Source organism: Rhodococcus sp. MTM3W5.2, assembly GCF_001984015.1.
Classification (GTDB): domain Bacteria; phylum Actinomycetota; class Actinomycetes; order Mycobacteriales; family Mycobacteriaceae; genus Rhodococcus_G; species Rhodococcus_G oryzae.
On record NZ_CP019572.1, the window covers coordinates 4,781,600 to 4,795,351 of the forward strand.

Here is a 13,752-nt window from a genome sequence, read left to right on the forward strand (position 1 = left end):
GACCCGAACGAGCCCCGGCGGCGACCTTCCGGGACGGTGTCGCGGGACAGGCTGTGCTGGACGCCATTCGCCGCTCGGGTCGAGAGGGGCGGTCCGTGCGGGTCGAGGCCCCTAGACCCGGGCCGATTCTGGCCTCGACCGGGGGCGACCGCCTACCCTCCGAGGTGTGTCCGCCGCCCCGCTCCCCGTCCGCGACGGCCTCAACCCCACCCGGCTGAGGCTGCCCGAACGCGGCCCATGGACCACGGTGATGGCGTACCTGCTCGCCCGGTTCCCCGACGATGCAGCGCGGCTCCGGGAGAAGGTCGCACTGGCCGAGGTGATGGGCGGGGACGGGGTGCCGGTCACCAGCGAGACCGAGTTCGCGCCGCGCTCGTTCGTATACCTCTACCGAGACCCGCCGGTCGAGGCGCGGGTGCCGTTCGAGATCGAGATCCTGCACCGGGACCGGGACCTGCTGGTCGTGGACAAACCACACTTTCTCGCCAGCACGCCGCGGGGCAGGCACATCGTGGAGTCGGCGCTGGTCCGGCTGCGCCGCGACCTGGACCTTCCCGAGCTCACACCCGCCCATCGCCTGGACCGCGTGACGGCAGGCGTGCTGGTGTTCACCGTCCGGCAGGAGGCCAGGCGGGCGTACCAACTGCTGTTCGAACAGCGGCTGGTGGCCAAGGAGTACGAGGCGATCGCCGGATTCGACCCGGCGCTGACGCTGCCGCGGACCGTGCACAGCCGCATCGTCAAGGAACGCGGAATGCTGCAGTGCATCGAGGCACCGGGGAACCGAACGCCCATACCCGCATCGAGCTCCTCGAGGCGCGCGGCGATCTGGCCCGCTATCGACTGCTCCCGAGCACCGGGAAGATGCATCAACTGCGGGTTCACCTGAACTCACTCGGCATCCCGATCATCGGCGACAGTTTCTATCCACAGCTGTATGACGTTGCACCGGAGGACTATTCGAATCCGCTGCAACTCCTGGCCCGCTCGGTCGAGTTCGATGACCCGCACACCGGCGAGCCGAGACGGTTCGTGAGCGGGCGACACCTGTCCGCCTGGGGGAAGACCGGCAAACCCAACCCTTAGCGAATTGCCAAGGAGCGCACACCGTGCGCTCACAGATCTCCGTCACCATCGGTATATCGGAAAAACCGCCGGACACCCCGGCGGATCCGCACACCGATCGGAGCCCGAGATGACCGACCTCTGCATGATTCTCCAGCGCGCGGACGACGCCGCGGACCTCTTCAGTGATCGCGACTTCCTCCAGGCCGTCGCGCGGGCCGCGAACCTCCGCCAGGCCCACATCCTCGCGGAGCTGCTGACCACCACCGGCCACGAGGAGGACGCCGACCGGTTCCTGGCCGCACACGCCGCATCCTGCCTCGCGAACCTGCCGGACGCGGCATGAGATACCGGCGAACCCACAGGTAGGGGAACTACTACGCACCGTAGTGGACTACGTCACAATACTGGCATCTCAGATGCAAGTTAAATACCGTCGGGTCATGACCCTCTCCCCCGCATCCACCGAAGTCATCAAGGCGACCCTCCCCGCCGTGGGCGCTGCCATCGAGGACATCACCGCGCTCTTCTATCCGAAGATGTTCGCCGCCCATCCCGAGCTCGAACGCGATCTGTTCAATCGGGGCAACCAGAAGCAGGGCCAGCAGCAGAAGGCCCTCGCAGGCGCGATCGCCGCATTCGCGGCACTGCAGGTCAGCCCCGACGCCCCCGCACGGAACTGATCATGTCGCGGATCGCGAACAAGCACGCCTCGCTCGGAATCACCGCGGACCAGTACGTGATCGTGCACAAGTACCTGTTCGAGGCGATCGTGGAGGTCCTCGGCGAAGCCGTCACCCCGGAGGTCGCGGCCGCCTGGGACGAGGTCTACTGGCTGATGGCCGACACCCTGATCGGGCTCGAGGCCGACCTCTACTCCGCGTCCGGGGTCCAGGCCGGCGACGTCTGGCGCCGAATGGTGGTGGGCCGACGCGTCCTCCAGTCCGCGGACACCGTCACCTTCATCCTCGAGCCGGCCGACGGCGAACCCCTGCCCGCGTACCGGCCGGGACAGTACGTCTCCGTCGGCGTGCGACTGCCCGACGGCGCGCGCCAGATCCGGCAGTACAGCCTGGTCGGCGCGCCGTCGCAGTCCGAGTGGCAGATCAGCGTCAAGGCGGTCCCGGCGCAGACGCTGCCCGACGGGTCGGCGAGTCCGGCGGGCGAGGTCTCGAACCACTTGTACCGCAATCTTTTCGAGGGCGACGAGGTTTCCGTGTCGCTGCCCTTCGGCGACCTGGTCCTCGAGGACGACGACGCTCCCCTGCTGCTGGTGTCCGCCGGGATCGGCTGCACCCCGATGATCGGGATGCTCAACCACCTCGCCGCCACCGGCGACCCGCGTCAGGTCTCCGTGCTGCACGCGGACCGCTCCCCGGCCCAGCATGCGCACCGGGCGGAGCTGACAGAGCTGGTGCAGCGGATGCCGTTCGCGGTGATGCACCGGTGGTACGAGGACCTGGGCACCCGAGCCGCGGGCGACACCACGCACCTCGGCCGGGCGGACCTGTCCGCCGTCCAGATCGAGCCGGACACCCAGGTCTACCTGTGCGGGCCGTTGCCGTTCATGCTCTCCGTCCGCGAGACGCTGATGGAACGCCAGGTCCCGGCCGAGCACATCCACTACGAGGTGTTCGGCCCGGACAGCTGGGCCTCGGCAGGCTGACCGTCCGCGCGGCGGCCGGCCTTAAATCCGGCCGCCGACGCCGGTCAGCTCGATGGGCGACTGCGGCAGCACCGCCGAACGGACCACGGCGCCGGCCTCGAGGTCGACCGCATGGATCGACTTCGCGGCCGGATCACTGACGTAGGCCGTGCCGCCGTCGACGAACAGGGCGGGCCGCGGCGACTGCCACTTCTCCGGCTCGGTCCAGGCACCCAGCACCGGTATCCGGTTGGTCACCGCGCCCGTGTGCTGGTCGATCACGCGCAGGAGGCCGTCGGTGCCCAACACCAGCGCCTCTCCGCGCGGGCCTCGACCGAGGGACCGAAAGGTGTAGCTGGCGCCGAGGTCGACGGGCGTCATCGCGGCTGTCGTCGTGTTGACCAGCATCACCCGCTGCGGCCGTTCGAGTTCCGCGCCGCGGTCCGTCTTGTAGTCGCCCAGCACCACATCGGAGGTGCCCGTGCCTGCCTGGTTGCCGATCCGGCCGTAGGCATCCGGGCTCGAGATCTTCGTGACCACACCGTCGCGGTAGACGAGCACCCCGTCCTGGCATCCGAACACGACAACCTCGTCTGCGGCCGCCGCCTCGCCGTGCACGCCGGGGCACTGTTCGTTGCGGGTGACCTCCCTGCGTTCCCGGTCGAGGACGACGATGCCGGTGCGGGTCTTCTCGTCGCCGAGCGTGGTGATCAGCCCGCCGTTCGCCAGTTCCACCGCCACCCCGTGGTGCGGCTCGGCGGTCGCGTGGCTGTCCACCGCCGGTTTCCCGTCCGCGAGCCCGTGCGGATCGAACATCTCGACCAGCCCGGACCCATCGTGGAACAGCACGGTGCGATCGGCATGCCGGACCACGTGGCCGGGCTTGTTCGCGGCGAACTCGGTGCCGGTGAACGCCGGGGCCGCGGTGTAGTGATGCGAGTGGTCGCCGTGCGGCTCGGACCAGGTCCCGACGTCGAGCACCTCGAAGGCGTCGCCGGTGGTGACGAGGACGTGCCTGCCGTCTCCCGCCGGGTTCAGCCGGGTGAAGCCGTCGACGGGCACCTGCCCGACCACCTCGAGACTCTCGGCGTCGAGCACCAGGACGCCGCCGTCGTATGACACCGCGAGACGCGGTGTCGCGCCCGAAACCTCCACCGGTCCAGCGGTTTCGGATCCAGCGGTGGCAGTGGCCTGGTCCTGCGGGTCGATCCCGGACGAGCAGCCGGCGAGCAGGGCGGTCGCGAGGACGGCGGACGCCGCCGCGGCGCGAACACGAGGAGTGGGGGTCTTGGTCATGCCCACCAGCTTCGGCCTTATTGCAAATGATTGTCAAAGTATATAATGCGCATACGTGCACCCATTTGGCCGAAAGGCCTTCCCTGGGAGCGCATTTGACAGCGGGCCCCTATCCTCCCTAGGTTTCTGGAAATCATTTCCATGTGACCTGGTGCCGCATGCCCGCGTGCCGCGGCCGATGAAGGGGATTCAATGAGCAAGTTCCGTATTGCTGGTGTCGGTGCGGCCGCGGCCGTGGCCGTGGCTATCGGCCTGATGTCGACCGGTGCGGCGCATGCCGACACGTTTGTGCCGCTGCCGGACGGGCAGAAGGCCGGGCCGGGTGCGGTCGTCGGGCGTACCGGTGAGAGTGTCCTGATCTCGCCGTCGCTGGCCGCCAATGGTGCCGGCCGCACCGCGTGGGTCTCGGGCACCGTCACCGCCGATGTCACCGGTGTCTCCGGTGAGGGCGAGGCTGGTCCGTGGAACGGTGCGACCAACGACAAGGGCACCAACAACTCCTCGACGCATGGGGTCTCGCGGATCAGCACCGGCTACATCGTGGGCTGCCAGGTCGACATCACCGGTCTGGGTGGGTCCATCGGGATGGGCGTGAGCATGGACGGTCCGTCGATCTCCGGGTCGCTGACGGTCCCGGTGTCCGCCGGTCAGGTCAAGTTCGTCGGTGTCGCGGGCAAGGACATCAAGAAGAACGGCAAGTACGCCGTGCAGTACCAGGACACCCAGATCGAGATCCAGAACTGCGGCGGCTACGCGCAGGCCCGCTCGTACACGGTGGTCGAGATCGTCGGCAACGACTACTCCAAGACCACCCTGTACGGCCAGCCCTTCAGCATCGGATAGCGGCTCCGCCGCCCGTGCGCGTGTTGCACCCCGACTGGGGTACAACGCGCGCACAGTCCACGCCTGAACCCGATACCTGAACCCTCAGAGGAAAATTCATGAACTCCAGCAAGAACGGCCTGCGTCGCGGGCTGCAGATCTCTGCCGTCGGCGCGGCCACGGCCGTCGCGGTCGGCTTCCTGTCCGCGGGTGCGGCCAATGCCGACACCTTCGTGCCGCTGCCCGGCGGCACCATCACCAAGACCCTCGCCGACGGCACCGTCGTCACCGTCACCATGACCGGCGAGTCCGCGAACATCTCCGGCTCCATGGGCGCGACCCCGCTGCACCGCAACGTGTGGGTGTCGGGCTCGGCGAAGGTCGAGATCTCCGGCGGCTCCGGCGCCGAGGGCGGCGACATCGAGCCCGGCTACATCGTGGCCTGCCAGCTCACCCTCGGCGGCGAGACCGGTGCCGAGTCCGGTATGGGCGCCGGCTGGGACGGCACCGCGGGCGAGCCCGAGGCCGCTACCGCGGGCAACGTCACCATCGGACCCGGCGAGGCCGCGAGCTTCTCGGTCCTCGACCTCGAGTCCGCCGACGACTTCGGCGGCGAGTCGCACTCCGGCGAGCACTCCTTCGAAGGCGCCACCGGCAGCGTCACCTGGGCCGACTCCACCATGGGCGTCGAGGGCTGCGCCGGCTACGCGCAGGCCCGCTCCTACGTCAACGTCACCGTCGACACCGAGAACGTCAAGGGCACCGTCACCTTCTGGGGCCAGCCCTTCAGCATCGGCTGACCACCGACTCCGAGGCGGGCGAGGCCGCGGCGGCACCGGACTCCGGGCGGCCGCCGCCGAGCCCGCCGCTGTCGTCGGCATGGACCTGGGCGTTGAAATGTGCGCCGATCATCCCCCGCTCGGCATGCTGGGCCGCGCGCAGGGACGGCGAGCGACGGGCATAGCGGTCCAGTATCGCCCGCAACTCGGGCTGCTCTGCGGTCAGCTCGTTCCATGCGGTGTTCGGCGGGGCGCCATCCTCGATCGCCTGATCGAGTTTCGCCGCGAGGTGGGTGGTCCATCGATGCTCGAGCGCGAGCAGGACACCGTCGGGCCCGCCGAACAGCTTCTGTATGTCGGGCAGGTCCACGAACAGCCCGGGATCGCTCGGGTCGACCCGAGCCCGCTCCAAGACCAGCTGAAGCACGGCACCGCGTGCGTGAAAGTCATTCCAGGACACTGAACTCACCTCCGTATCTGTCGGTACCGCTGACGCTACGGAGTCCTCGGACCCGGATCGACATGCCAGGGTCGCGACTTCGTCTCCTACCGTGGGTGGAGATCGTGACCGCTCGTGGCACGATGCCGGCGGCCGGATCAGCCCTTAGGCTGGCGGGGTGAAGGTGGTAACGGAGTACCTGCACCGACGCGTGGCGGTGCTGCCCTATGACTACCCGCCCGCGATCCCGATCGCGAGCGATCTCGGCCTGATCGCCGCCGCCATCGTCGCGGTCGCGCAGCGCGGCGCCCTCATCCCACCCGGTTGGGCGCTGATCGGCGGGCTGATCGCGATGAGCGCCTGCCTGGGGGTGATGCTCGGCCTGCCGGTGCCCCACCCCGGCTGGTGCCCGTCACCCTCATCGCCAGCACCTTCGTCGGAACGGCGCTGCTGCTGCTGGATCCGGTGCCCAACGACGTCGCGCCGTTCATTCTCATCGTCGGCGTCGCCCAGGTCGCGGCGACCACCGGACCGAGGGTCAGCGTCTCGGTTGCCGTCGCGGCGGTCGGAATGATCGTGGCCGCGGCCACCCTCGGCGACCTCGAAGGGATCCCGCCCTACCTCACCGGTGTTGTGCTCGGGTGGATGGTGGGTTTCGTGCTCCAGACCCAGTTGCGCCTGCTCCAACGGGAGCGCGAAGCCGTGGCCCGCCGCGCCGAGCAGGCCGCGGGCGACGAACGGCGGCGCATCGCCCGCGAGGTTCACGACGTCATCGCGCATTCGTTGAGCATCACGCTGCTGCACCTGACCGGTGCCCGCCGAGCGCTCCAGGAGGATCGCGATGTCGACGAGGCGATCGAGGCCCTCACCGACGCGGAGCGCCTGGGCCGGCAGGCGATGGCCGACATCCGGCAGACCGTCGGCCTGCTCGACGCCGGACCCTCCAGGGTCACACCAGAGCCGGACATCGCCGACATCCCGGAACTCGTCGCAGACTTCGTCCGCGCGGGCGTGCACGTGAAGTACGACCTGACCGGCAGTCCGGAGGCCGTGTCCGCGGCCACCGGTCTCGGCCTGTATCGGATCACCCAGGAATCGCTGGCCAACGTCGTCAAGCATGCGCCGGGCGAGACCGCGAAGGTCCGGCTCCGCGTGGCGGACGATGCGGTCGTCGTGTCGATTGTCAACGGCACCCACCGCGCGCCGCGATCCGAGCCCGGCGTCGGCTCCGGGCTGAGGGGGATGCGACAGCGCGCCGAACTCCTTGGCGGCTCGTTGGTCGCGGGCCCGGACGCGAACGGATGGTCGGTGCGCGCCGAGTTCCCGCTCGGGATCGAATTCCGCAACTGCATGCTCTCGCGCGGGATCCCCGGGCTCTCGTGACCGCGACGGACGTCAAGGTGCTCCTGGTCGACGACCAGGAGTTGGTGCGCTCGGGACTGCGACGGATCCTGCGGCGCAAGGACGGCTTCATCATCGCGGGCGAGTGCGCCGACGGCGCCGAGGTGCCCGCCGCGGTGGCGCTCCACTCCCCCGACGTCGTGGTGATGGACCTGCGGATGAAACGGGTCGACGGGATCGAGGCGACGAGGCAGCTGCAATCGACTGATCGACCGCCGCCCGTGCTGGTGCTGACCACCTTCGACGACGATCATCTGCTCTCCGGCGCGTTGCGCGCGGGTGCCGCCGGCTTCATCCTCAAGGATTCGCCCGCCGAGGAACTCATTCGCGCCATTCGGACCATCGCCGAGGGCGGTGCCTGCCTCGACCCGGCGGTCACCGAGCGGGTCCTCGCCACCTACCGCACCTCCGCGCCGGTTCCCGGCAACGGCACATCGACCCTCGACGATCTGACCGCACGCGAACTCGACGTGCTGACCCTGATCGGGCGTGGACACACCAACGCCGAGATCGGTCGGGAGCTAGGTATTTCCGGGGTGACCGTGAAGAGTCACGTCGGTCACATCTTCCTCAAGCTCGGTCTTCGGGACCGGGCCGCCGCGATCGTGTACGCCTTCGACAACGGAGTCGTGAGCCCCGGGAGCCGGTGACCCTGCGAACCAACGAAAAAACTCCGACTTCGAGTTGAACTCGAAGCCGGAGTTTCAGTAACCACTCATGGTGGCCAGGGCCGGGATCGAACCGGCGACCTTCCGCTTTTCAGGCGGACGCTCGTACCAACTGAGCTACCTGGCCGGGCGGCACCCGAACCGAATGCCTATCGCACTGCGCCTAACTAACGGCACTTTGCGACCCTGACGGGACTCGAACCCGCGACCTCCGCCGTGACAGGGCGGCGCGCTAACCAACTGCGCCACAGGGCCTTGCAGAGTGTTGGTGTCAACAACACTCGATCTTACCGGTCGAACTGTACCCCCTACGGGATTCGAACCCGCGCTACCGCCTTGAAAGGGCGGCGTCCTAGGCCGCTAAACGAAGGGGCCCCGCCGGATCTCTCCGGCAATTCCCTCAACGGCTTTCCGTTGGGAGCTGGGATAGCTTAAGACACTGATTCAGGAAAACTCAAATCGAATGGTCAGAGGCGGTTTCTGGCCCATTTTCGGGGGTTTCGGCACCAGTGTCGGCACGCAGGTCCAGCCAACCGGTGCGATGCCAGCCCTCGAGCCACTCCCGCGACGCCATCGCCTCGAGCACGACCGCGAGCGCCTCCTCGAATCGTTCGGGCAGCGGCGTGCTGTCGGCGGTGAGGTCGAGCATGTAGCGCTGGCCTGCCAGGGCCGCACCGAGGACGCGAGTGAACGTGCCGGGGTCGGCCCCCGGCCGGAGATGACCCTCGGCCTGTGCGCGCAGCACGAGTTCGTGCGCCGTCTGCCCCCACACCTGCGAACCACCGGACCGCACCTCGGCGTAGAACTCGGGCTCGACGATCAGCCGGAACTCCGCCTGGACAATGACGTCGTTGGCGAACCGCTCCGCCAGCTCCACGATGATCGAGTGCAGCACCTGGAACGGGTCGGCGTCGACGGCCTTCCAACGATCATTGGTCTGCGTGTAGTGATCGAGCGCTGAGGCGAGGACGGCCCGGGCCAGCTCTTCCTTCGACTCGAAGTGGAAGTACATCGCGCCCTTGGTGGCGTGCGACCCCTCCAGGATCGTGTTCACCGACGCGGCGGCGTAGCCCCGGCGGGCGAACTCCACCGCAGCGGCTTCGACGATCGCCGCGCGCGTCCTACGTGCGCGTTCCTGTTGACGTGCCATGTGAGCCAGTCGCCTCCGAAAACCGTGCAGCTCTATCCCGTGCCCCGACAGGCCACCAGACGACCTCGTTGTCACCTTAGCCCTAATTTGGACCGTTTCGGGGGAACCTCATGCGGATTCCACCTACCTGCGGGTAAAGTATCCAGACCGCAGAACACACCGAGTGGTACGATTCAGCCGGCTCGGGTGCGGCGCAGGGGGTGCGCACCCGAGCTGTTTGCGTTCTCGGCACGGTGCGGCGGCACCCTCGTTCACAGCCAGTCTCGGCGCTTGAAGCTCAGCCACAGCCCGAAGGCGAGCCCGACCAGCAAGACCGTGCTCAGCCAGAATCCTTCCGTCTGACCGAAACCGGGAAACGGGATGTTCTGACCGAAGTAGCCCGTCACCCCGGTGGGAATGGCGATGATCGCGGCCCATGCGGTGAGCTTCTTCATGATCTCGTTCAGTGAATTACCTTGCATCGCAAGGTGGGTTGCGAGAATCGACTCGATGGTGTCACGCAACCCGTCGATTCGTTCGGTGGCGCGCAGGGCATGGTCGTAGATGTCCTGGTAGTAGGGCGTCATCTCGGCGTCGAGCACGTGCGCGCCCTGCCGGAGCAGCGCACTGAAGGCCTCGTTCATCGGGAGCACCGACCGGGACAACTGCACCACCGCCTTGCGGAGCGTGAAGCTCTGCAACTGGACCGCGTTCCTCGACCGTCCCGCGCTCTGCGCGCCGTCCGAGATCAACAGCTCGTCCTCGAGCCCTGGATCTCCTCGTCCAGGGCATCGAGGGCGACGAAATACCCGTCCACGATCTCGTCGAGGACGGTGTGCAGCAGGAAGCCGACGCCGAAACCCGCGAGATCCGGGTTGTCGTCCCAGTCCTCGAGGATCGGATCGATCGCGAAACGGTCATCGGACCGGATGGTGATCAGCGCGCGGTCGAGGATGAAGATCGAGATGTCGGTGGAGCTGAGCTGACCGCCCTTCGCGTCGAAACGCACAGCGCGCGTATGCAACATGCTGTGGTCGCGGAACCTGACCAGCCGGGGTCGCTGATGTCCGGTGATCGCCCCCTCCACGGCCAACGGATGCAAGGCCACCGCTCCGCCGATCAGCGGGGACAGCGCCACGATGTCACCTACCGACGGGGCGAGCAGGTCGACCCAGATGAGCGCGTCCTCGTCGGACCGGTACGAGGCGATCTCGTCGAGCGGAAGATCCGAACCGGCCAGCACCGCCTTCCGGTAGAGCCGGTTTCGGACTTCGCACGACACCTGAACCGTGTCGATTCGCGGCTTCTCCATCAGCCCTCCCATGGCCTCCCCGCCATCATCGCGCACTCGGCCGCGAACGAGCGCCGACGCGGCCTAGATCGGCGCGCTCACCGTTGCCGGGGTCCTGTCCTCGCCGACGCGGCGAAGCCACTAGACTCCTGCACCGCGCCCCTATAGCTCAGTTGGTAGAGCTACGGACTTTTAATCCGCAGGTCGTAGGTTCGAGCCCTACTGGGGGCACCATCGGTCCCGCCGGGCGATCGCCCGGCGGGACCGTTTCGTTTCCGGCCCCGCTGCCCTCCGTCGACACGCCAAGGCCGCGTCAATGGCCTTCCGCGCCGGATTGGAGCATGCTCTCCCAATGGAACACATGGTCGACCCCCCGGTCCCGCTCTTCAGCCATCCCGACAACACCAGCCTCACCGCCTCGGCCTCGACGCCGAGTTCTGCACCCGCTCCGCAGCCCCTTTTCAGCAGCCCGTCCAGCGGGAATGCCTGCCTGGACTGAGTTCCTCCCGAATCCGATTCGTGGCTCGACACCCACCCACCGCGGGTCCAGAATGGGGACACCGGAAGCGAGTGACGTCACGCTCCGATCCCCGAAGCCGGTGAGCGTGGCGGCGCACCATCAGGGAGGCTGCCATGAGCGATTCCGAACACGTCCGCGAGGTACGCCGCGACATGGTCGTCGTCGCGACCGGAATCGCCCTCGTGCTGCTGAGCATGTGGGTGCCGGATCGGGGTTACCGGCAGATCACCGGCGCCATCCTCATCCTCGGCCTACTCGCCTACTCCGTCGGCCTGTGGGCCATGTCCACCGAATCGCGGTCGAGCCATTGGGGTCTCATCGCACTCGGGCTCTTCCTGCTCGCCACACCGCTGGCGATGGACTTCCCCAACGGCACGACCGCTGCGGCGATAGTGTCCGTGGCCGCTGGGGCGATCGTCACGGCTGCGGGCGCGCTCGGCCTGGCGGCAAAACAGCAGGCCGGCCCGCCCCTCACACGGGCGCGTCAGCGCGTCTGACCTCGGGCGTCCGCAGCATCAACAGCGAGAGCCAGATGGCGGCCAGCAGCAGCGCGCCGATATAGGCCACGGTCGCCGTCCATCCGCCCCACCCGAAGGCGAGGCCGGCGCCTGTGGCGGCCAGGCTCGAGCCGAGGTAGTAGGCGCACAGGTACAGCGATGACGCCTCCGCACGGTGCTCGGTTGCGAGTGCACCCACCCAGCCACTCGCCACCGAGTGCGCCGCGAAGAAACCACCGGTGAACAGCAGCATGCCGACCAACACCAGCGCGAGAACGTCCGGCAATGTCACCACCAGGCCGACCGCGCTCACACATACCGCTGCCAGGAGCACCCATCGCCTGCCGACCAGGTCGCCCAGCCGACCGGCCACCGCGGCCGTGACCGTCCCGAGAGGTAGAGCAGGAAGACCGCGCCGACCGCGGCCTCCGTCAGATCGAACGGCGGGCCAGCAGCCGAAAACCGAGGAAATTGTAGGCGGAGACGAAACCGCCCATCAGGATGAAACCGAGCGCGAACAGCGCCTTGAGATCCCGGTTGCGAAGGTGCAGAACGAGATTGGCCGTGACAGTCCCCCAGCTGACCCGCTTCGGACGAAAGAAGCGCGACTCCGGCATTGTCTTGGCCATCACCACCGCCAGCAGCACCGCCGCCACCGCGGACGCCTCCATCGCCCAACGCCACGTGCTCATGTCGAGCACCGTGGACGGGATCAGCCTGCCCAGGAGTCCGCCGATCGTGGTTCCTGCGACGTACCGGCCCATCGCGGCCCCCAGATCCCTGCCGTGCACCTCTTCCGCGAGATACGCCATCGCAACGGCCGGGATCCCCGCCAGGGCCAACCCCTGGACCACGCGCCCGACGAGCAGCCATTCGATCGTCGGGCTGAGGGGCAGCACCAATCCCACCGCGCAGGACAGCACGGCCGACCAGACCATCACCGTGGTGCGTCCGAACCGCTCGGAGAGCACGCTCGCCGGGATGATGGCCAGCGCGAGCACGCCGGTGGTCACCGAGACCGCCAGCGCGGCCGTGCCGGGCGGCACCGCGAAGCCCTGTGCCAGCGCGGGCAGCAGCGCCTGCGTCGAGTACATCGAGATGAAAGTGGTCAGTCCGGCCGCGAACAGGGCGACCGTGATCCGGGCATAGCCGGGCGATCCGCGCCGGTGCGGTGCGTCCTGCCCTGTGAGTGTCGTCGTCATAGTCATCGAATGGCCTCCGAATCCATCCTGACCGACCTGCACTTATCGACAAAATGAGAGTTTTCGGTGTTCTATATGCAGATAGAACATATGTAGTCGTCAAGGGATCGGGACCGACATGCTCTCCGCCGACCTGAAGTGGTTCGTGGTCCTCGCCGAGGAGGGGCAGGTGACCTCCGCGGCCGACATACTGCGGCTGTCCCAACCGACGCTGTCGCGACGGTTGGCCCGGCTCGAGCGACAGCTCGGCGTCGAGCTGTTCGACCGCCACGGACGCCGCCTCCGCCTCAACCAGCACGGCCGGTTGATGTTCGAGCACGCCTCGCGCGCACTGACAGAACTCACGAGCGCCGAGGAGCGGATCGCCACGATGATCAGTCCCACGGCAGGCACGGTGCGACTCGACTTCCTCCATTCGTTCGGCACCTGGCTGATCCCCGACCTGATCCGGGGCTTCCGCTCCGAGGCGCCGCAGATCCGGTTCGCGCTGCACCAGGACGCCGCCGGGCTCCTCGGTGAACGGGTCCGGTCCGGCCACGCCGATCTGGCCGTTGTCTCGCCCCGACCGGACGCCGCCGACCTGCAGTGGTTGCTGCTGAGCCGTCAGCCCCTCGCCCTCGCGGTTCCCGCCGGGCATCGCCTGGCCGTCCGGGCGGCCATCGACCTCGGTGACGCCGCCGACGAGCCCTTCATCGCCATGCATCCCGATTTCGGCATGCGACGGCTGCTCGACGAGGCAGCGGAGGGGGCCGGGTTCACGCCCGAGATCGTCTTCGAGAGCAGTGAGCTCGCCACGGCGACTGGCCTGGTGTCCGCCGGGCTGGGGGTGGCGCTGGTCCCGGTCTCGCAGGCGGCCCGCTGGCCCGACGGGATCGTGATCATCCCCGTCCGCGGCGCGCGTGCGGCGCGCGAGATCGGGATGATCTGGGCCCAGGACCGCCCACTGACCCCACCGGTCCTGCGCTTCCGCGACTTCGTCGCCCGGCGGACCTGAGTCG

General features: G+C 68.2%; 12 protein-coding genes, 4 tRNA genes and 3 pseudogenes. 10 read left to right on the forward strand and 9 right to left on the reverse strand.

The window, feature by feature from the left end; genetic code table 11:
- The first annotated feature begins 166 nt into the window (after nt 1-166).
- The 3 genes and pseudogenes from BTZ20_RS21760 to BTZ20_RS21770 all read left to right on the forward strand — a co-directional run bounded on the left by BTZ20_RS21760 (nt 167) and on the right by BTZ20_RS21770 (nt 2,731).
- Nucleotides 167-1,086 (forward strand): annotated as a pseudogene (locus BTZ20_RS21760) (pseudouridine synthase).
- Nucleotides 1,087-1,195: 109 nt separating this feature from the next.
- Entirely contained in the window at nt 1,196-1,411 is a 216-nt protein-coding gene (locus BTZ20_RS21765) for a hypothetical protein (RefSeq protein WP_077042785.1), read from the forward strand.
- A 97-nt stretch (nt 1,412-1,508) separates the two neighbouring features.
- Nucleotides 1,509-2,731: pseudogene (locus BTZ20_RS21770) on the forward strand (globin domain-containing protein).
- A 21-nt stretch (nt 2,732-2,752) separates the two neighbouring features.
- On the opposite strand, the gene aztD reads toward BTZ20_RS21770, so the two are convergent.
- Nucleotides 2,753-4,006 carry a zinc metallochaperone AztD gene (gene aztD / locus BTZ20_RS21775; RefSeq protein WP_077042786.1) on the reverse strand — a complete coding sequence of 418 codons (1,254 nt, stop codon included), beginning with the start codon at nt 4,004-4,006 and terminating at the stop codon, nt 2,753-2,755.
- 192 nt (nt 4,007-4,198) lie between these two features.
- Here aztD and BTZ20_RS21780 point away from each other — a divergent pair, with 192 nt between their 5' ends.
- Together BTZ20_RS21780 and BTZ20_RS21785 are read left to right on the forward strand one after the other, a co-directional pair.
- Nucleotides 4,199-4,849 carry an MspA family porin gene (locus BTZ20_RS21780; protein WP_077042787.1) on the forward strand — a complete coding sequence of 217 codons (651 nt, stop codon included), beginning with the start codon at nt 4,199-4,201 and terminating at the stop codon, nt 4,847-4,849.
- A 98-nt stretch (nt 4,850-4,947) separates the two neighbouring features.
- Nucleotides 4,948-5,628 carry an MspA family porin gene (locus tag BTZ20_RS21785; protein WP_077042788.1) on the forward strand — a complete coding sequence of 227 codons (681 nt, stop codon included), beginning with the start codon at nt 4,948-4,950 and terminating at the stop codon, nt 5,626-5,628.
- Here the strand turns inward: BTZ20_RS21785 and BTZ20_RS21790 are convergent.
- A complete protein-coding gene (locus tag BTZ20_RS21790; protein WP_189636526.1) occupies nt 5,615-6,034 on the reverse strand; it encodes a hypothetical protein in 420 nt (139 codons plus the stop codon). The two genes, BTZ20_RS21785 and BTZ20_RS21790, sit on opposite strands and share 14 nt — an antisense overlap.
- Before the next feature lie 417 nt (nt 6,035-6,451).
- On the opposite strand from BTZ20_RS21790, the gene BTZ20_RS21795 reads away from it, so the two are divergent.
- The gene (locus tag BTZ20_RS21795) at nt 6,452-7,429 is read left to right on the forward strand and encodes a sensor histidine kinase (protein ID WP_223263465.1); all 978 of its coding nucleotides are present in this window, start codon (nt 6,452-6,454) and stop codon (nt 7,427-7,429) included.
- Between the two features lie 17 nt (nt 7,430-7,446).
- On the forward strand, nt 7,447-8,097 hold the full coding sequence (locus BTZ20_RS21800; protein ID WP_077043896.1) for a response regulator transcription factor: 651 nt from the start codon (nt 7,447-7,449) through the stop codon (nt 8,095-8,097).
- Between the two features lie 68 nt (nt 8,098-8,165).
- On the opposite strand, the gene BTZ20_RS21805 is transcribed toward BTZ20_RS21800, so the two are convergent.
- The 6 genes from BTZ20_RS21805 to BTZ20_RS29290 all read right to left on the reverse strand — a co-directional run bounded on the left by BTZ20_RS21805 (nt 8,166) and on the right by BTZ20_RS29290 (nt 10,556).
- Nucleotides 8,166-8,242 (reverse strand) — tRNA-Phe (locus BTZ20_RS21805).
- A gap of 54 nt (nt 8,243-8,296) precedes the next feature.
- Nucleotides 8,297-8,370: transfer RNA gene (locus tag BTZ20_RS21810), tRNA-Asp, on the reverse strand.
- 47 nt (nt 8,371-8,417) lie between these two features.
- Nucleotides 8,418-8,490 (reverse strand) — tRNA-Glu (locus BTZ20_RS21815).
- A gap of 79 nt (nt 8,491-8,569) precedes the next feature.
- Nucleotides 8,570-9,265 carry a ScbR family autoregulator-binding transcription factor gene (locus BTZ20_RS21820; protein WP_077042790.1) on the reverse strand — a complete coding sequence of 232 codons (696 nt, stop codon included), beginning with the start codon at nt 9,263-9,265 and terminating at the stop codon, nt 8,570-8,572.
- 251 nt (nt 9,266-9,516) lie between these two features.
- On the reverse strand, nt 9,517-9,996 hold the full coding sequence (locus tag BTZ20_RS29285) for a CorA family divalent cation transporter (RefSeq protein WP_262982505.1): 480 nt from the start codon (nt 9,994-9,996) through the stop codon (nt 9,517-9,519).
- A complete protein-coding gene (locus BTZ20_RS29290; RefSeq protein ID WP_262982506.1) occupies nt 9,993-10,556 on the reverse strand; it encodes a CorA family divalent cation transporter in 564 nt (187 codons plus the stop codon). Before BTZ20_RS29290 ends, BTZ20_RS29285 begins: the two co-directional genes overlap by 4 nt.
- Before the next feature lie 137 nt (nt 10,557-10,693).
- Between BTZ20_RS29290 and BTZ20_RS21830 the strand changes: the two genes are divergently transcribed.
- Both BTZ20_RS21830 and BTZ20_RS21835 read left to right on the forward strand, forming a co-directional pair.
- Nucleotides 10,694-10,769, forward strand: a tRNA-Lys gene (locus BTZ20_RS21830).
- 399 nt (nt 10,770-11,168) lie between these two features.
- A complete protein-coding gene (locus BTZ20_RS21835) occupies nt 11,169-11,552 on the forward strand; it encodes a hypothetical protein (protein WP_077042791.1) in 384 nt (127 codons plus the stop codon).
- On the opposite strand, the pseudogene BTZ20_RS21840 reads toward BTZ20_RS21835, so the two are convergent.
- Nucleotides 11,527-12,760, reverse strand: a pseudogene (locus BTZ20_RS21840) (MFS transporter). The gene BTZ20_RS21835 and the pseudogene BTZ20_RS21840 overlap by 26 nt on opposite strands.
- A 112-nt stretch (nt 12,761-12,872) precedes the next feature.
- Here BTZ20_RS21840 and BTZ20_RS21845 point away from each other — a divergent pair.
- Nucleotides 12,873-13,748 carry a LysR substrate-binding domain-containing protein gene (locus BTZ20_RS21845; RefSeq protein WP_077042792.1) on the forward strand — a complete coding sequence of 292 codons (876 nt, stop codon included), beginning with the start codon at nt 12,873-12,875 and terminating at the stop codon, nt 13,746-13,748.
- Nucleotides 13,749-13,752 lie beyond the last annotated feature (4 nt).